Origin of the sequence: Streptomyces sp. SLBN-118 (assembly GCF_006715635.1) — a bacterium.
Lineage (GTDB): Bacteria > Actinomycetota > Actinomycetes > Streptomycetales > Streptomycetaceae > Streptomyces.
In genome coordinates, this window is record NZ_VFNP01000002.1 from 2,542,262 (window position 1) to 2,559,892 (window position 17,631).

The 17,631-nt window shown below is 70.9% G+C and carries 11 protein-coding genes; 3 read left to right on the top strand and 8 right to left on the bottom strand.

What is annotated here, in order from left to right:
* Positions 1 to 16 precede the first annotated feature (16 nt).
* The 6 genes from FBY35_RS30090 to hrcA form a co-directional block, all read right to left on the bottom strand.
* Positions 17 to 3,229, bottom strand: coding sequence for a S41 family peptidase (locus FBY35_RS30090; protein WP_142217099.1), 3,213 nt, complete (start codon positions 3,227 to 3,229; stop codon positions 17 to 19).
* Positions 3,230 to 3,275: 46 nt separating this feature from the next.
* On the bottom strand, positions 3,276 to 3,797 hold the full coding sequence (locus FBY35_RS30095) for a hypothetical protein (RefSeq protein ID WP_142217100.1): 522 nt from the start codon (positions 3,795 to 3,797) through the stop codon (positions 3,276 to 3,278).
* Between the two features lie 71 nt (positions 3,798 to 3,868).
* A complete protein-coding gene (locus FBY35_RS30100; RefSeq protein ID WP_142217101.1) occupies positions 3,869 to 4,612 on the bottom strand; it encodes a 16S rRNA (uracil(1498)-N(3))-methyltransferase in 744 nt (247 codons plus the stop codon).
* A complete protein-coding gene (locus FBY35_RS30105; RefSeq protein ID WP_142217102.1) occupies positions 4,609 to 5,682 on the bottom strand; it encodes a nitronate monooxygenase in 1,074 nt (357 codons plus the stop codon). The genes FBY35_RS30100 and FBY35_RS30105 overlap by 4 nt, the downstream gene beginning before the upstream one ends.
* 237 nt (positions 5,683 to 5,919) lie before the next feature.
* Positions 5,920 to 7,056 carry a molecular chaperone DnaJ gene (gene dnaJ, locus FBY35_RS30110; protein WP_142217103.1) on the bottom strand — a complete coding sequence of 379 codons (1,137 nt, stop codon included), beginning with the start codon at positions 7,054 to 7,056 and terminating at the stop codon, positions 5,920 to 5,922.
* Entirely contained in the window at positions 7,057 to 8,082 is a 1,026-nt protein-coding gene (hrcA, locus tag FBY35_RS30115) for a heat-inducible transcriptional repressor HrcA (RefSeq protein WP_142218242.1), read from the bottom strand.
* 167 nt (positions 8,083 to 8,249) lie between these two features.
* Between hrcA and FBY35_RS30120 the strand changes: the two genes are divergently transcribed.
* Positions 8,250 to 8,972, top strand: coding sequence for an MBL fold metallo-hydrolase (locus FBY35_RS30120; RefSeq protein ID WP_142217104.1), 723 nt, complete (start codon positions 8,250 to 8,252; stop codon positions 8,970 to 8,972).
* Positions 8,973 to 8,982: 10 nt separating this feature from the next.
* Positions 8,983 to 9,801, top strand: a complete 819-nt coding sequence (locus FBY35_RS30125; RefSeq protein ID WP_142217105.1) for a DUF3097 domain-containing protein — start codon at positions 8,983 to 8,985, stop codon at positions 9,799 to 9,801.
* 249 nt (positions 9,802 to 10,050) lie between these two features.
* Here FBY35_RS30125 and hemW read toward each other — a convergent pair whose 3' ends face one another.
* Positions 10,051 to 11,283, bottom strand: a complete 1,233-nt coding sequence (hemW, locus tag FBY35_RS30135; RefSeq protein ID WP_142217106.1) for a radical SAM family heme chaperone HemW — start codon at positions 11,281 to 11,283, stop codon at positions 10,051 to 10,053.
* Between the two features lie 28 nt (positions 11,284 to 11,311).
* A complete protein-coding gene (locus FBY35_RS30140) occupies positions 11,312 to 13,264 on the bottom strand; it encodes an ATP-binding SpoIIE family protein phosphatase (protein ID WP_142218243.1) in 1,953 nt (650 codons plus the stop codon).
* A gap of 254 nt (positions 13,265 to 13,518) precedes the next feature.
* Between FBY35_RS30140 and FBY35_RS30145 the strand changes: the two genes are divergently transcribed.
* Positions 13,519 to 17,631 (top strand): HAMP domain-containing protein, encoded by a 4,113-nt coding sequence (locus FBY35_RS30145; RefSeq protein WP_260848970.1) that lies wholly within the window; start codon positions 13,519 to 13,521, stop codon positions 17,629 to 17,631.

A 17,631-nucleotide genomic window follows, 5' to 3' on the forward strand; every position in this document is an offset into this window, starting at 1 on the left:
GTCCTGGGTCGTGCCGTCACAGTCCCTGGGGCAGGTCCGGCGGGGACTTCGCCGGGTTCTCCGACAGCACCGCGAGCGCCATCCGTACCGCCTCGTCCAGCTGCGGGTCGCGCCCCGCCGCATGGTCCTGAGGGGACATCACCACCTCCACGTCCGGGTCGACGCCGTGGTTCTCCACGCCCCAGCCGTACCCCTCCAGCCAGAACGCGTACTTGGGCTGGGTCACCAGCGTCCCGTCCACCAGGGAGTACCGGCTGTCAATGCCTACAACGCCTCCCCAGGTGCGTGTTCCCACGACCGGGCCGATGCCGAGCGCCTTGATCGCCGCGTTGACGATGTCGCCGTCCGAGCCCGAGAACTCGTTCGCCACCGCGACCACGGGGCCGCGCGGCGCGTCCTGCGGGTAGCTGAACGGCTGCATCCCGCGCGGCAGGTCCCAGCCCACGATCCGGCGCGCCAGCTTCTCGACGACGAGTTGGGAGGTGTGCCCGCCGCGGTTCTCGCGTACGTCCACCACCAGGCCCTCGCAGGCGACCTCGATCCGCAGATCGCGGTGGATCTGGGCCCAACCGGGCGCCTGCATGTCGGGGACGTGCAGATAGCCGAGGCGACCGCCGGACTTCTCATGGACGTAGGCACGACGGTCCGCTACCCAGGCGTGGTAGCGCAGCGGCTCCTCGTCACTGAGCGGTACGACCACAGCGTGGCGCGGATCGCCGCCGCCCGCCGGGGAAACGGTCAGTTCGACGGGCTTGCCCGCGGCGCCCACGAGCAGCGGTCCGGGCCCGGCGACCGGGTCCACCGGCCTGCCGTCCACCGCGAGGATCGCGTCGCCCGCGCGGACGGCGACGCCGGGCGCCGCGAGCGGTGAGTGGGCGTTCGGGTCGGACGTCTCGGACGGCAGGATGCGGTCGATCCGCCAGGCTCCGTCCGCCGCACGGGAGATGTCCGCTCCCAGCAGGCCCTGGCGGGTGCTCGCGCTTCCGTACCCGCCGCGCGGCGTGACATAGGCGTGCGAGGTGCCGAGCTCGCCCTGCACCTCCCAGAGCAGATCGATCAGATCGTCGTGGGTGGCCACCCTGGACAGGATCGGGCGGTAGCGGTCCAGGACGCCGTCCCAGTCGACGCCGCCGAGGTCCGCGCGCCAGAAGTTGTCGCGCATCAGGCGCCCGGCCTCGTCGTACATCTGCCGCCACTCGGCGGCCGGGTCGACGCTGCCGCGCACCCGCGAGAGGTCGACGGTGATGTTGGTGTCGCTGTCCTCGTCCCGCGAGGCCCTGCGGTCGCTCGGGACCACCTTGAGCTTGCCGTCGGTGTACAGCAGCACCCGCTTGCCGTCTCCGCTGACGGAGAAGCTCGTCGCGTCCGGGGTGAGTTCCTCGCTCCGCTGCTGGACGAGGTCGTACCTCTCCAGAGCAGTCTGGGGCCCCGGGTCGTCCGGCGTCGCACGGGTCGCGCCGAGGACGCCGCGCAGCGGGTGGCGCAGCCACAGCAGTCCGTCCTTGGCGGCGCGCAGCGTGGAGTAGCTGGCGGCCTCGACGGGGAAGGGCACTATCCGGTCGGCGAGCCCTTCGAGGTCGATACGGGTCACGGGGACGCCACTGTCCTCGCCCTCCTGCCGTACCTGGTCCTTGTCCTTGTCCGTCTCGAACGCCCGGCCGTGGCGCTGCGGCCCGAACGGCGAGGGCGTGGCGGCCGCCAGCGTGATCAGATGCGGGCGGCAGCCGCGGACGAAGGCGAGGTCGAAGACATGCGTGTCGTAGACCGGGTCGAAGGCGCGCTCGGAGAGGAACGCGAGGTGCTTTCCGTCGAGCGTGAAGGCGGGCTGGTAGTCGCAGAAGCGCAGCGGGGTCGCCTCGGAGACCGACAGATCGGCGGTGTTGGCGAGCTTGAGCTGGCGCAGCGGGTCGGGTCCCGCGTGCGACCAGGCGAGCCAGCCGGAGTCGGGCGAGAAGGCAAGGCCGGTGGCGTCGCCGTGCTCACTGCGGTCGGCCTCGCGGACCTCACCCGACTCACGGTCGACGAGCAGGACGCGGCCGTCGTGCGAGGCGACGGCGGCCCGGCTGCCGTCGGGTGCGACGGCGAGGCTCAGTACACGGCCGAGGCGTCCGGCGCCGAGCCTGCGGGGTGTCGCGCCGGGCGCGGGGCCGGTGGCCGGGGCGAATTCGAGTGCGTCCTCGCCCTCGGCGTCGGTGACCCAGACGACGTGTTCCTCACCCTGGACGCGGAAGGTGCGGGGCAGCCTGGCCCGTACGCCGGGCTCTGCGGCGAGCGCCCGCGCGGGCCCCTCCCGGTGGGTGACCCAGTGCACGCCGCCGCGGACCTCCACGGCGCTGCCGCGGCCCGTGTGGTCGGGGGCCGCGGTGCCGAAGTGGTGGTCGGCCCTGACGGGGCGTGGGCGCAGATCGGTGCGCTGGCCGCCGAGGCGGATGTCGAGCCGGCGGGGTTCGGCGGCGTCCAGGTCGTCGAGGAGCCACAGTTCACCGGCGGATGCGTAGACGACGCGGGTGCCGTCGGTGGAGGCGTGGCGGGCGTAGAAGCCGTCGACCGGCGTGTGCCGCCGCAGCCCGGACCCGTCGGCCGCCGACGAATAGAGCGCGCCGGCGCCTTCGTGGTCGGACAGGAAAGCGATCCGGTCCCCCACCCAGAGGGGGTACTCGATGTTCCCGTCGAGCTCCTCGTGGAGGCGTACGAACTCGCCCTCGCCGTCCGGGTCGATCCACAACTTGCCCGCGGTGCCGCCCCGGTAGCGCTTCCAGGCGGCGGCCTCGCGGCCCATCGTGGCGGAGAGCAGCACGGTGTACGGCCCGTGCGCGACATCGCCGACGGGCCCGTACGGGAGTACGGCCGCGGGCCCGCCGTCGAGCGGCACGGCACGCGCCCAGGTGCGGCGCAGCGTGGCCTGGCCGTGGGTGGTGATCGCGAGGACCCGGCCGTCGGGGGTCCAGCCGCGGACGGACGTCTTGGCGCTGCCCCAGTACGTCAGGCGGTCCGTGGGACCGCCGTCGACAGGCGCGAGATGCACTTCGGGGGCGCCTGCCCGCTGTGAGGACCAGGCTATGTGCGTACCGTCGGGCGAAATCCTCGGATGGTTCACCGGAACGTTGTCGGCGCTGACGCGCCACGCGCGGCCGCCGTCGAGAGGGGCGACCCAGACGTCGTCCTCTGCGGTGAAGGCGATCAACTCGCCGTGGACATGCGGATACCGGAGGTAGGCAGGGTGCGTCACACCGTCACCCTAGGCAAGTGGCCGCCGCCCGGTCACGGCTTTCGGATCACTTGCCCGGCGCGTCGGGTGTCTCGGTCACGGTCACCGTGACGGTGACCGTGGGACGCCCGGGCCCGCCCGGCGGCCGGGTCACCGGCGTACTGCTGGGCGCGGCACTGCAGTTGCCGAGCATGCTCGCCTCGAAGACGACCTTGCCGCCGACCTTTGCGACGAGATCCCCGCGTACACACCTGCCCGAACGCTCGTCCGTCACCTTGCCCTTGACCGTGATCTTCTGCCCGGATTCGGTCTCACCCTGACAGTCGACGGTGGCCACGCTCGGCCCGGACGGCGACGCGGAGGCGGGCGCCTTGCCGCCGTTCATGGTGGCCGTACAACTGAGCCAGCGCACCTTGAAGCCGATCCGCTCCAGCGTGCTGGTCGCCGTCTTGTCGGTGGTGACCGCGACCGCGACGGAACTGAGCCCGCCGGTGGTCGGTTCACAGGCACCGACACCGACAACTGCGGCCGAGGCAGCGCAGACTGCGGCGAGGGTGCGCGGGTCGAGTACGCGTCTCAGAGCCCCCATGAGAGGCAGCCTCCCACTGTGTCACCGGCTGCGGTAGTCCGCTTGCCGCCACTCGTGAAGCGCCCGCCGTGCTAGGACCAGCGGCCCGTGCGGCCGAGCAGGAGCGCCGTCGCCGCCGTGCCCGCCGTCGACGTGCGCAGCACACTCCGGCCCAGCCGGTACGGCTTCGCGCCCGCCTCGGCGAACGCCGCCAACTCCTGTGGGGACACACCCCCTTCGGGCCCCACCACCAGCACGATCGACCCCTCCGCGGGAAGCTCAGCCGTGGCCAGCGGCTCGGCGCCCTCCTCGTGCAGCACCGCCGCGAAGTCCGCTTCGGCCAGAAGTGACGCAACCTGCTTGGTCGTTGCCGCGTCCGCGACCTCCGGGAAGCGGAGCCGGCGCGACTGCTTGCCCGCCTCGCGCGCCGTCGCCCGCCACTTCGCGAGCGACTTGGCGCCCCGTTCGCCCTTCCACTGCGTGATGCAGCGCGCGGCGGCCCACGGCACGACCGCGTCGACCCCGGTCTCCGTCATCGTCTCGACGGCAAGTTCACCGCGGTCGCCCTTGGGCAGGGCCTGGACCACGGTGATACGGGGCGCCGGCTCCGGCTCCGTCGGGAACTCCCGCGGCTCGACGATCAGCCGGTCCTTGCCCTCGGCCCGTACGACAACTCCCGCAGCCCCCCGCCCGCGCCCGTCCGTCAGCACGATGTCCTCGCCGGGCTGCAGCCTGCGTACGGAGACGGCGTGCCGTCCCTCGGGCCCGTCCAGAATGACGCTCGCCCCCGGGCCGACGCCCTCCAGGGAGTCGACGACGAAGACCGGCGCTGTCATCGGGAACCGCCCAACGCCAGAGCGGCGCGCGCGGAGTCCGTTTCGGCCACAAGGACGTCGATGAGGCGGCCGGCCGGCAGTTCACGCGCCAGCCGGTGGCCCTGCCCGGCCCACAGCGCCATGCCCTGCGGGTCGCCCGCCTTGGCCGCGGCCTTGCGCAGACCGCTGGTCAGGTGGTGCACCTGGGGGTACGCGGCGGGTGCGTACGGGCCGTGCTCGCGCATGAAGCGGTTCACGAGGCCGCGGGCGGGCCGCCCGGAGAAGGCGCGGGTGAGTTCGGTGCGTACGAACAAAGGATTCGTCATGGCCTGTTTGTGCAACGCGTTCGCACCGGACTCGGGGCAGACCAGGAACGCCGTCCCGAGCTGCGCTGCGACCGCCCCCGCCGCGAGCACGCCCGCGATCTGGCCGCCGCGCATCAGTCCGCCCGCGGCGATGACCGGAAGCTGCACGCTTTCGCGGACCAGGGCGACGAGCGAGAGCAGCCCGATTCCGGTGCCGTCGGACTCGGGGTCGTCGCGGTGGGTGCCCTGGTGGCCGCCGGCCTCGATGCCCTGCACACACACGGCGTCGGCCCCGGCCCACTGCGCTGCCTGCGCCTCCTCGGGCGTGGTGACGGTGACGACGGTGAAGGTCCCGGCCTTGGCGAAGGAGTCGAGCACACTGCGGGTCGGGCAGCCGAAGGTGAAGGAGACCAGGGGTACGGGGTCGTCGAGGAGGATGGCCAGCTTGGCCTCGTAGCCGTCGTCCCGCCCGGACTCGGGGTCGCCGAGAGGGGTCTCGTACCAGGTGGCCTCGCCGGCGAGCTGATTGCGGTAGACCTCGACGGCACCGGGGTCGGCGGTGTTGGGCTGCGGCATGAAGAGATTGACGCCGAAGGGCTGCGCGGTGAGCCCGCGAACCTGTTTGACCTCCTGGTACATGCCGTCCGCTGTCTTGTACCCGGCAGCGAGGAACCCGAGCCCGCCGGCTTCGGACACGGCGGCGGCAAGCTGGGGGCAGGATGCGCCGCCGGCCATGGGGGCCTGCACGATCGGATACCGGCAAAGATCGGTCAGTGCGGAGGACATGGAGGCATGGTGCCATGCGACCGGCGCGCCACCGAATCCAGCGTTCCGTTCGTTACCCGGGGCTTGCGCACCCTTCGGGCCTGTCCTCAAACGCCGGACGGGCTGACATCCAGCCCGTCCGGCGTTTGAGATGACGTCCGGGTCGCCCCGCTGCGGGTTCGCCCGCAAAACACCCACCGGACAGCCACCACCAACGCCCCCCCCGGCCCACGGCAACCACGAACCGTGTGACTGCAGTCACCGTCCGTTGAACGCGTCCTTCAGGCGGGAGAACAGTCCCTGCTGCCCCGGCTGGAACTGCCCCGTCGGCCTTTCCTCGCCGCGCAGCTTCGCCAGGTCCCGCAGCAGCCGCTCCTGGTCCACGTCCAGTTTCGTCGGGGTCATCACCTCGACATGCACGATCAGGTCGCCGCGGCCGCCGCCCCGCAGGTGCGTGATGCCGCGCCCGTGCAGCGGGATCGACTGGCCGGACTGCGTGCCCGGACGGATGTCGATCTCCTCGATGCCGTCCAGCGTCTCCAGCGGGCACTTCGTGCCCAGCGCCGCCGCCGTCATGGGGATCGTCACCGTGCAGTGGAGATCGTCGCCGCGGCGCTGGAACACCGGGTGCGGCAGTTCGTGGATCTCGACGTACAGGTCGCCCGCGGGGCCGCCGCCAGGGCCGACCTCGCCCTCGCCCGCGAGCTGAATGCGCGTGCCGTTGTCGACACCGGCCGGGATCTTGACGGTCAGGGTGCGGCGGGACCGTACCCGCCCGTCGCCCGCGCACTCGGGGCACGGGGTCGGCACGACCGTTCCGAAGCCCTGGCACTGGGGGCACGGCCGGGAGGTCATGACCTGGCCCAGGAAGGACCGCGTCACCTGCGAGACCTCGCCGCGACCGCGGCACATGTCGCAGGTCTGCGCCGAGGTACCCGGCGCGGCGCCCTCGCCCGAACACGTCGTACAGACGACGGCCGTGTCGACCTGGATGTCCTTCGTCGTGCCGAAGGCGGCCTCGTTGAGCTCGATCTCCAGGCGGATCATCGCGTCCTGGCCGCGCCGCGTGCGCGACCTGGGGCCCCGCTGCGATGCCGTTCCGAAGAACGCGTCCATGATGTCCGAGAAGTTCCCGAAGCCACCGGCGCCGAAGCCGCCCGCGCCCTGGCCGCCCGCCTGCGAGAGCGGGTCGCCGCCGAGGTCGTAGACCTGCTTCTTCTGCGGGTCCGACAGCACCTCGTAGGCGGCGTTGATCTCCTTGAAGCGCTCCTGCGTCTTCGGGTCCGGATTGACATCCGGGTGGAGTTCACGGGCAAGTCGGCGGAAGGCCTTCTTGATCTCGTCCTGGGACGCGTCGCGGCGTACGCCGAGTACGGCGTAGTAGTCCGTGGCCACTTACGACTCCGCCAGGATCTGTCCGACGTAACGTGCCACTGCGCGTACCGCTCCCATCGTTCCGGGGTAGTCCATGCGGGTCGGTCCGACCACGCCGAGTTTGGCAACTGCCTCGTCGCCCGAACCGTAGCCGACCGCGACGACGGACGTGGAGTTGAGTCCCTCATGGGCGTTCTCATGACCGATCTTCACAGTCATGCCCATGCCGCCCGCTTCCTTGGCCTCACCGAGCAGCTTGAGGAGCACCACATGCTCCTCGAGAGCTTCGAGCACCGGCCGGATGGTCAGCGGGAAGTCGTGTCCGAAGCGCGTCAGATTGGCGGTGCCGCCGATCATCAGCCGCTCCTCGGTCTCCTCGACCAGGGTTTCGAGCAGGGTCGAGAGCACGGTGGAAACCGTCCCCCGGTCCTCTGCCTCGAAGGAGTCGGGAAGATCCTGCACCAGCTGCGGCACATCCGCGAAGCGGCGACCCACGACCCGGCTGTTGAGCCGGGCCCGCAGGTCCGCGAGCGAGGATTCCGCGAAGGGCGCGGGGCAGTCGATCATGCGCTGCTCGACCCGGCCGGTGTCCGTGATCAGCACGAGCATCAGGCGAGCGGGCGCGAGGGAGAGGAGTTCCACATGCCGGACGGTGGACCGGGTCAGCGAGGGGTACTGGACCACCGCGACCTGCCGGGTCAGCTGCGCCAGCAGCCGTACCGTACGGCCCACGACGTCGTCGAGGTCGACGGCTCCGTCCAGGAAGTTCTGGATGGCACGGCGCTCGGGCGACGACAGCGGCTTGACGCCGGCCAGCTTGTCGACGAAGAGCCGGTAGCCCTTGTCCGTGGGGATACGCCCCGCGCTCGTATGAGGCTGGGCGATGAACCCTTCGTCCTCCAGCACCGCCATGTCATTGCGGACGGTGGCCGGGGAGACCCCGAGATTGTGACGCTCGGTGAGCGCCTTGGACCCGACGGGCTCCTCGGTGCCGACATAGTCCTGGACGATGGCGCGCAGCACCTCGAGTCTGCGTTCGCTGAGCATCGCGCACACCTCCAGCTGTGATTCCTCGGCGACTGCTTGGCACTCGATGCGTACGAGTGCCAGCATTTCCCCGTGCCAGTGTACGGCCGCGGGATACATCCCTAACAAGGGTGGCCGACCATCGCCACCGAGCGACAGTGCTGGTTGGTTACGGATAGCGTCGCGGTATGGACGTCAGTTGGGAAGACTTCGGCTGGGAGCGGCTGGCTGCCGGGGTGGGGCGCCGGCGGCTTCCCGGCTGGGACGCGACCAGCGGCCTGGTCGCCGGTGAGGACAGTGTCCTCCTCTACGACACGGGCTCCACGCTCCGCGAGGGAGCCGAGCTCCGGGCACAGGCGCAGGCCCTGCTCGGCGGTCGCCGAGTGACGCATATCGCACTGAGCCATCCCCACTTCGACCATGTGCTGGGCACGGCGGCGTTCTCGGGCGCGAAGGTGTACGGAGCGGTCGGTATCGGCGCGTTGATGCAGCGGGAGCGGGACGAGATCCGCGACACCGCGATACGTCACGGGGTCACCGAGGCCGAGGCGACGGAAGCGGCCGACGTGCTGGTGACGCCCCACCATCCGGTGTCCGGGGAGTGGACCCTGGACCTGGGCGGCCGCCAGGTGCTGCTGGCGAACGTCGGCCCCGGCCACTCCGGCCACGATCTGGCGGTCCTGGTGCCCGGCAGCCCGGAGGTCGTCTTCTGCGGCGACCTCGTGGAGGAGTCGGGCGAACCCCAGGCGGGCCCGGACGCGATCCCCTCCCGCTGGCCCGCGGCACTGGACCGGCTGCTGTCGCTCGGCGGCGAGGACGCGGTGTACGTACCGGGGCACGGCGCGGTCGTCGACGCGGCGTTCGTACGCGCCCAACGCGACCTGCTGGCGGCGCGCTTCGGGGTGTCGTAGCGTCTGCCGAATGCGCAGCTACAGCCCGGATCTGACCCCGCCCTGGAAGAAGTCTCAGCCGGCGCCCGAGGTGCCGGCCGAGCCGGATCTGGTCGTCGAGGAGGTCGGCACGGGCTACTGCGGTGCCGTGATCCGCTGTGAGAAGACGGCCGAGGGGCCGACGGTCACGCTGGAGGACCGCTTCGGCAAGCACCGGGTGTTCCCGATGGTCCCCCGGGGCTTCCTGCTCGAGGGCCGCGTCGTCACACTCGTCCGCCCCTCCGCCGCCGCTCCGGTGCGCCCGGCCCGTACCGCCTCGGGCTCGGTGGCCGTCCCGAGGGCGCGTGCGCGAGTGGCGCGGGCGGGGCGCATCTATGTCGAGGGCCGCCACGACGCGGAGCTCGTGGAGCGGGTGTGGGGTGACGACCTGCGGATCGAGGGCGTGGTCGTCGAATACCTGGAAGGCATCGACGACCTCCCGTCGATCGTCCGCGACTTCGGCCCGGGCCCGGACGCGCGCCTGGGAGTACTGGTGGACCATCTGGTCCCGGGCTCGAAGGAGTCCCGCATCGCCGCGGAGGTCACAGGAGAGGACGTGCTGGTGGTGGGCCACCCGTACATCGACGTGTGGGAGGCGGTGAAGCCGTCCTCGGTGGGCATCCGCGCCTGGCCGTCGGTCCCGCGCGGCCAGGACTGGAAGACGGGGGTCTGCCGGGCGCTGGGCTGGCAGGAGAACACCGGGGCGGCTTGGCAGCGGATCCTGTCGGCGGTGCGGTCGTACAAGGACCTGGAGCCGGAGCTGCTGGGCCGGGTGGAGGAGCTGATCGACTTCGTGACGGCGCCGGGCTGACATTCAGCCCCGCCGGCGTTTGAGGACCGCTCCCTCCCCCTAGGGCGTGTTTTAGAAGTCTCGCCTGGCACGCGACGCCTGGCACGCACTCCCCCGTAGCCCTTCGGGCACGGGAGGTGCCCCCACGCGGTGTTGTCGGAGTCGCCCGAGTACGTCCAGTACGAGGGCGATCCTCCGCCTTGCGATTGCACGCACCAGACGCCGCGGGGCCCGCCCTGCGGGCGGACGGCGCTACTTCTAAAACACGCCCTAGTCCACCAAGTCCCGCACCACCGCGTCGGCCAGCAGCCGCCCCCGCAGCGTCAGCACCGCCCGGCCCTCCCCGTACGCCCCCGCCTCCAGCAGGCCCTCCGACAGCGCCCGCCCCGCCGCCGCCAGCCCCGCCGGCCGCAGCAGCGACAGTTCGCATCCTTCACGCAGGCGCAGTTCCAGGAGCACCCGCTCCACCCGGCGGTCCTCCGGCGCGAGCACCTCACGCCCCGCCCCCGGCGAGCGGCCCTCTGCCAGCGCCGCCGCATACGCTCCCGGGTGCTTGACGTTCCACCACCGCACCCCGCCGACGTGGCTGTGGGCTCCGGGGCCCGCGCCCCACCAGTCCGCGCCCCGCCAGTACAGCTCGTTGTGCAGGCACCGGCCCGCCTGCGAGGTCGACCAGTTGGAGACCTCGTACCAGTCGAAGCCCGCCTCGGCGAGGACCGAGTCCGCGATCAGGTAGCGGTCCGCGTGGACGTCGTCGTCGGTCATCGGCACCTCGCCGCGCCTGATGCGCCGTGCCAGCTGGGTGCCCTCCTCAACGATCAGCGCGTACGCCGATATGTGGTCGGGGCCGGCCCCCACCGCCGCCGCGAGGGAAGCGCGCCAGTCGTCGTCGCTCTCCCCGGGGGTGCCGTAGATGAGGTCGAGGTTCACATGGTCGAAGCCCGCCGCCCGTGCTTCCGCGACGCACGCCTCGGGCCGCCCCGGCGTGTGCGTACGGTCCAGCACCTTCAGTACGTGCTGCCGCGCGCTCTGCATCCCGAAGGACACCCGGTTGAAGCCGCCCTCCCGCAACTCGGCCAGGTACGCCGGATCCACCGATTCCGGGTTCGCCTCGGTGGTGATCTCCGCATCGTCCGCGAGGCCGAACTCCTCCCGTACCGCGGCCAGCATCCGTACGAGATCCGAGGCGGCGAGCAGTGTCGGCGTACCGCCCCCGACGAAGACCGTCCTCACCTGCCGCGGGTCGTCGCCGAGCACCTTGCGGGCGAGGCGGATCTCCTCGGTGACCGTCGCGGCATAGTTGTCGCGGGAGGCGAGGACGCCGCCCGAGCCGCGCAGCTCGGTCGCCGTGTAGGTGTTGAAATCGCAGTAGCCGCAGCGGGTCGCGCAGTACGGCACATGCAGATAGAAGGCGAGCGGCCGGCCGGCGGCCTCTTCGAGGGCGGATGCGGGCAGCGCCCCGTCCTCGGGCATGGGCTCACCATCGGGCAGTACGGAAGGCATGCCCCCCATTGTCCGTCACCCGCGAGACTCACATCGCCTGCAGCACGAGCAGCGCGAGATCGTCGCCCGGCGGCGCCTCCGCGAACGCGTGCACGGCCTGCTTGATCCGTTCGGCGATCCCTTGCGCGGTCAGCCCTGCGCACCCCGCGAGCACCGTTGCGAGACCGTCGCCGTCGTCGAACATCCGCGACCCCGAGCGCCGCTCGGTCACCCCGTCAGTGACGCAGAGCAGCGTGTCACCGGGTTCCAGGTCGAAGGTCTGGCTCTGGTACGCCACCTCGTCCACGACCCCGAGCAGCACCTGCGGCTCCGCCGCCGTACGCACCGTGCCGTCGGGCCGCAGCAGCAGCGGCAGCGGATGCCCGGCGCTGGCGACGGTGCACCGCACGCCGCCCAGGGGCGAGCGCACCAGCTCGCCGTAGAGCAGGGACAGGAACCGGGCCTGCGGCCCTTCCCGCAGGCCCTGGCCGCCCGCCGCGGCGACCATCAGCGCGGCCGCCTCCGCCGCCTCCATCGCGTCGTCGAGCAGCAGTCCGTTCAGCCGGTCGAGCACCTCGCCGACCTGGTAGCCCTCGCGCGCGAGCAGCCGCAGCCAGGGCCGGGCGAGGCCCGTGACGACGGCGGCCTCGGGCCCGCTGCCCTGGACGTCGCCGAGCATGAAGCACCAGCGGCCGCCGGAGCTCGCGGGGAAGATGTCGTAGAAGTCGCCTCCCGCGACTCCGTCGTCGCTCGGCTCGTACACCAGGAAGCGGTCGACGCCGGGGATCTCACCGACCTTGCCGGGCAGCAGCCCCCGCTGGAGGACTTTGCTGATGGTTGCCTGCCGGGTGTACTGCCGGGCCGCGCCGATCGCGAGGGCGAGCCGCCGCGCGAAGTCCTCGATCAGCGCGGTCACTTCGTCGGGCACACGTGCCACGCCCTGCCGGGCGACGAGCAGCGTGCCGAGAGCGCGCCCGCCGGTGACAAGACGGTAGGCCAGAGCCGTCCCGTCGCCCGCGCCCGGCTCGCCCTCGCGCGGCCAGGGGATCGGCACGGGGCCGTTGCGCGGGGTGTCGGGCAGCGGCGGCGGCTCCTTGCCGAGGATGTCGCGCAGTTCCTCGATCCGCGACTCGTCGCTGTGCCAGACCCGGGCGAGGCGCGGCGCGGCTCCCGACGGTCCGCCCGTCCCCCACCTGGAGTGTCCGCCCTCGCCGTCGAGCCAGATCGCGCACCAGTCGGCGAGCCGTGGCACCAGCAGCTGCCCCGCGAGCGCCGCGACCATGTCCTCGTCGAGCTGTCCGGCGAGCAGGTCGGAGGCCTCGGCGAGGAAGGAGAGCGCTCCTCGGCTGATCCAGTCCGGGTCCTCGCGGGCGGTGCGCCGCGGCGAGGGGGCGAGGATCTCGGCGGCGCGCAGCCCGCGCTGGAGCGCGGGTTCGGCGCCGGGCATGGGGCAGGACTCCAGGCCGTCGACGGGCAGGCGGGCCCAGACGGTCTTGAGGGCGGCGAGATAGGTCATGCCCCAGCGCTCGGCGAGTGCCGCGACGAGATGGAGGCCGCGTCCGTATTCGGGCGTGCCGGTGCGGTCCTCGTCGTGCGGCTCGTTGCGTACGGTCCTGGCGGGGTGGTGGTCGGACACCTCGATCACCAGCGCGGCGGGCTCGCCCTCGGCGGCCTCTTCGAGCCGGCAGAGGAGTTCGACGGTGGTGCCCGCATGGACTACGGCGTTGGTGACGAGTTCGTTGACGACCAGTACGGCATCGTCCGCGAGCCGGTCCGTACTGTGCCTGCCCGGCGCGCAGCCGCCGCCGCCTGCCGTACCCCGGCAGAAGGCGCAGGTGGCGAGTAACCCGAGGTTGGTCCAGTCGGCCAGTGCGGCTCGTACGAAGCGGCGCGCGGCGGACGGCGCCAGCGGATTTCCGGGCAGGCTTGTGCGGGAAACCGACCGCGCGTCATCCCGTAGTGGGTACAACGGGGTTGAGCGCGGAAGGATGTCTCGCTGCATCGGAATGGGCCCCACGGTGCGGCTCCTGGTCGGTTCCGGCAATACGCCGCTTATGACACCGACAGAGTGACAGACTGAGCCTGCCCATAAGCGCCGAGTCACTGAAGTGGGCGGTTATGAACGATCAGAGACCTTTGTCGCCCGCCCAGCCGTCCTCCGGGCTGCCCGCGTCGCGGGCCCCGCGGCCGGGTGCCGAGCCGCCGCCCGACGGTTCCTGGATCCGGGCCTCGGAGCTCCGCCCTCTGCTGGCCTCCATGACGGCCCTGCGGGACGGGGACTTCAAGATACGCGTGGCGGAGACGCATGAAGGGATGTCCGCCGAGCTGGCGGCGATGTTCAACCAGATCGCGGTGCGCAATCAGCACTTCACGGATGAGCTGACGCGTGTACGCAGGGAAGTCGTACGGCACGGGCGCCTGGACGACCGGCTGGCGGCGAGCCCCGGTCAGGGCGCCTGGACCTCCGGAGTGAACAGTACGAACGCGCTCCTCGACGCGCTGGTGGTGCCCGCGGCGAACGCGACCCGGGTGCTGGACGCGGTGGCCGACGGCGATCTGACCCAGCGGGTCGATCTGCACGACGGCAACCGCCAGTTGCGAGGAGACCTCAGACGCCTCGGCCGAGCCGTCAACAAGATGGTCGACCAGCTCTCGCTCTTCACGGGCGAAGTGACCCGGGTCGCGCGTGAGGTGGGCACCGAGGGCCGCCTCGGCGGCCGGGCCAAGGTCCAGGGCCTGTCGGGGAGTTGGCGGGATGTGACCGAGGCGGTCAACACCATGGCCTCCCGGCTGACCGCGCAGGTGCGGGACATCGCGGCGGTGACCACCGCCGTCGCCCGCGGCGACCTGACCCGTACGGTCACGGTCGAGGCGACCGGCGAGCTGCTGGAGCTGAAGCTCACCGTCAACACGATGGTGGACCAGCTTTCCGCCTTCGCCGACGAGGTCACCCGCGTCGCCCGCGAGGTCGGCACGGAGGGCCAGCTCGGCGGCCGCGCCCAGGTCCGCGGCGTCTCCGGCGTCTGGAAAGACCTCACGGACAATGTCAACTTCATGGCGTCCAACCTGACCTCGCAGGTCCGCAACATCGCCCAGGTCACCACGGCCGTCGCCAACGGCGATCTGTCCCAGAAGATCACCGTCGACGCCCAGGGCGAGATCCTGGAGCTCAAGTCGACGATCAACACCATGGTCGACCAGCTCTCCGCCTTCGCCGACGAAGTCACCCGCGTCGCCCGCGAAGTCGGCACCGAAGGAAACCTCGGCGGCCGCGCCCAGGTCCGCGGCGTCTCCGGCGTCTGGAAAGACCTCACCGAGAACGTCAACTTCATGGCCGACAACCTCACGTCGCAGGTGCGGAACATCGCGCTCGTGTCGACGGCCGTGGCCCAGGGCGACCTCGGCAAGAAGATCACGGTCGAGGCGAAGGGCGAGATCCTGGAGCTCAAGTCGACGATCAACACCATGGTCGACCAGCTCTCCGCCTTCGCCGACGAAGTCACCCGCGTCGCCCGCGAAGTCGGCACCGAAGGAAACCTCGGCGGCCAGGCCCAGGTCCGCGGCGTCTCCGGCGTCTGGAAAGACCTCACGGACAACGTCAACTTCATGGCGTCCAACCTGACCTCGCAGGTCCGCAACATCGCCCAGGTCACCACCGCCGTCGCCAACGGCGACCTCTCCAAGAAGATCACCGTCGACGCCCGCGGCGAGATCCTGGAGCTCAAGGACACCGTCAACACGATGGTGGAGCAGCTGCGCGCCTTCGCCGACGAGGTGACAAGGGTCGCCCGCGAGGTCGGCACGGACGGCAGGCTCGGCGGCCGAGCCCAGGTCCTCGGCGTCACCGGCCTGTGGAAGGACCTCACCGACAACGTCAACTACATGGCCGACAACCTGACTTCCCAGGTGCGGAACATCGCCCAGGTGGCGACGGCCGTCGCCCAGGGCGACCTGTCCAAGAAGATCGACGTCGACGCCCGCGGCGAGATCCTGGAGCTGAAGACCACGATCAACACCATGGTGGACACGCTCTCCTCGTTCTCCTCCGAGGTCACGCGCGTGGCCCGCGAGGTGGGCAGCGAGGGCCAGCTCGGCGGCCAGGCGCGCGTCGAGGGCGTGTACGGCACCTGGAAGCGCCTGACGACCAATGTGAACGAGCTCGCGCTCAACCTCACCACCCAGGTCCGCGCCATCGCCGAAGTGGCCTCCGCGGTCGCCCAGGGCGACATGTCCCGCTCGATCACCGTCGAGACCCGCGGCGAGGTCTCCGAGCTCAAGGACAACATCAACCTGATGGTGTCCAACCTCCGTGAGACCACCCGCGCCAAGGACTGGCTGGAGTCCAACCTCGCCCGCCTCGCGGGTCTGATGCAGGGCCACCGCGATCTGATGGAGGTCGCCGACCTGATCCTGCGCGAGCTGACCCCGCTGGTGAACGCGCAGTACGGCGCTTTCTTCCTGGCCGACCCCGACGGCGACGGCACTCCCTCCCGTACGACATCGACCACCAAGGGACTCGCCTTCATCGCGGGTTACGGCTCGGCCCAGTCCGCCACCATCGACACGACGGGCATGCCGGGCCACGGACTCGTGCGCCAGGCGGCTCTGGAGAAGAAGCGCATCCTCCTGGAGGAGGCCCCGCCGGACTACATCAAGATCAACTCGGGGCTCGGCGAGGCGTCCCCCGCAAGCGTCGTCATCATTCCGATCCTCTTCGAGGACAAGCTGCTCGGCGTCATCGAGCTGGCGTCCTTCTCCCGCTTCTCCGATGTCCATCTGGCCTTCTTCGACCAGTTCGTGAACACCATCGGCGTCGCGATCAACACGATCATCGCCAACTCCCGTACCGAATCGCTCCTCGGTGAGTCCCAGCGCCTGGCCATCCAGCTCCAGGAGCGTTCCGACGAACTCCAGCGGCAGCAGGCCGAGCTGCAGCGCTCCAACGCCGAACTGGAGGAGAAGGCGGCGCTTCTGGCCACCTCCTCGCAGTACAAGTCGGAGTTCCTGGCGAACATGTCGCACGAACTGCGCACCCCGCTGAACTCCCTGCTGATCCTCGCCCGGCTGCTCTCCGACAATCCGGACGGCCATCTCTCCGACCAGGAAGTGCAGTTCGCCACCACGATCCACCGCTCTGGCTCAGACCTGCTCCAGCTGATCAACGACATCCTGGACCTCTCGAAGATCGAGGCGGGCCGGATGGACGTCCGTCCGAAGAAGCTGCCGCTGATCAAACTCCTCGACTACGTCCACGCCACGTTCCGCCCGATCACGCTCGACCGCGGGCTCGCCTTCGAGGTCGCGGTCGGCGAGGACGTACCGCGCGAGATGTACTCCGACGAGCAGCGGCTCCAGCAGATCCTGCGCAATCTGCTGTCCAACGCGATCAAGTTCACCTCCAGCGGCCGCGTCGAGCTGAGCGTGAGCCGGCTCAAGGACCCCGACAACAAGCTGCTCAAGGGCATCGACGACGTGATCGCCTTCGCCGTCAAGGACACCGGAATCGGCATCGCGCCGGAGAAACTGCCGGTGATCTTCGAGGCGTTCCAGCAGGCCGACGGGACCACCAACCGCAAATACGGCGGAACGGGCCTGGGCCTGTCCATCAGCCGGGAGATCGCCGGGCTGCTCGGCGGCCGCATCATCGCGGAGAGCGAGCCGGGCCGCGGCTCCACCTTCACGCTGTACGTCCCCGTCCTCTACCCCGGCCACATCGGCTCCGACAGCGACGGCTCCCACGACGGCCTGGGCATCCATGACGTCCACGATGTGCCGATGACCTCGCCGGAGCGCCATCACGCCGAGCACATGCGCGCCGACCTGGACGACGGCTGGCCGACCACGACCAAGCTGGAGGAGTGGAAGTTGGGCCGCGCGGGCCGGATCCTGAAGGGCCGACGTGTCCTCATCGTCGACGACGACATCCGCAACGTCTTCGCGCTCACCCATGTGCTGGGCAGGGTGGGCATGCCCGTGCTGTACGCGGAGAACGGCCGGGAGGGCATCGAGACGCTGGAGCGGAACACCGACGTCGAACTGATCCTGATGGACATCATGATGCCCGAGATGGACGGCTACGAGACGATCGAGGCGATCAGGCGGAGCCCGCTGTGGACGGATCTGCCGATCGTGGCCCTCACCGCCAAGGCGATGCCGGGCGACCGCGAGAAGTCGATAGCCCAGGGCGCGAACGAGTATGTGCCCAAGCCTGTGGACGTCGACCGACTGCTGACCGTCGTCTGCGCCCTGCTTGACCCGGAAGGCAGCGGGACGAGTGACCCGGACGGCGCGACACAGGGAGCAACACCCGCGATACCGGGACAGTCAGCCGGCGATGGGGATCCGGCCGTCCCACCGACCATGACATGA

What these genes read in the sequence shown, in the direction of transcription:
- hemW (WP_142217106.1), bottom strand. Translation starts at nt 11,283, where the DNA reads ATGCCTTCCGTACTGCCCGATGGTGAGCCCATGCCCGAGGACGGGGCG.
- FBY35_RS30095 (WP_142217100.1), bottom strand. Translation starts at nt 3,797, where the DNA reads ATGGGGGCTCTGAGACGCGTACTCGACCCGCGCACCCTCGCCGCAGTC.
- FBY35_RS30105 (WP_142217102.1), bottom strand. Translation starts at nt 5,682, where the DNA reads ATGTCCTCCGCACTGACCGATCTTTGCCGGTATCCGATCGTGCAGGCC.
- FBY35_RS30120 (WP_142217104.1), top strand. Translation starts at nt 8,250, where the DNA reads ATGGACGTCAGTTGGGAAGACTTCGGCTGGGAGCGGCTGGCTGCCGGG.
- FBY35_RS30140 (WP_142218243.1), bottom strand. Translation starts at nt 13,264, where the DNA reads ATGCAGCGAGACATCCTTCCGCGCTCAACCCCGTTGTACCCACTACGG.
- FBY35_RS30125 (WP_142217105.1), top strand. Translation starts at nt 8,983, where the DNA reads ATGCGCAGCTACAGCCCGGATCTGACCCCGCCCTGGAAGAAGTCTCAG.
- hrcA (WP_142218242.1), bottom strand. Translation starts at nt 8,082, where the DNA reads ATGCTCAGCGAACGCAGACTCGAGGTGCTGCGCGCCATCGTCCAGGAC.
- FBY35_RS30145 (WP_260848970.1), top strand. Translation starts at nt 13,519, where the DNA reads ATGACGGCCCTGCGGGACGGGGACTTCAAGATACGCGTGGCGGAGACG.
- FBY35_RS30100 (WP_142217101.1), bottom strand. Translation starts at nt 4,612, where the DNA reads ATGACAGCGCCGGTCTTCGTCGTCGACTCCCTGGAGGGCGTCGGCCCG.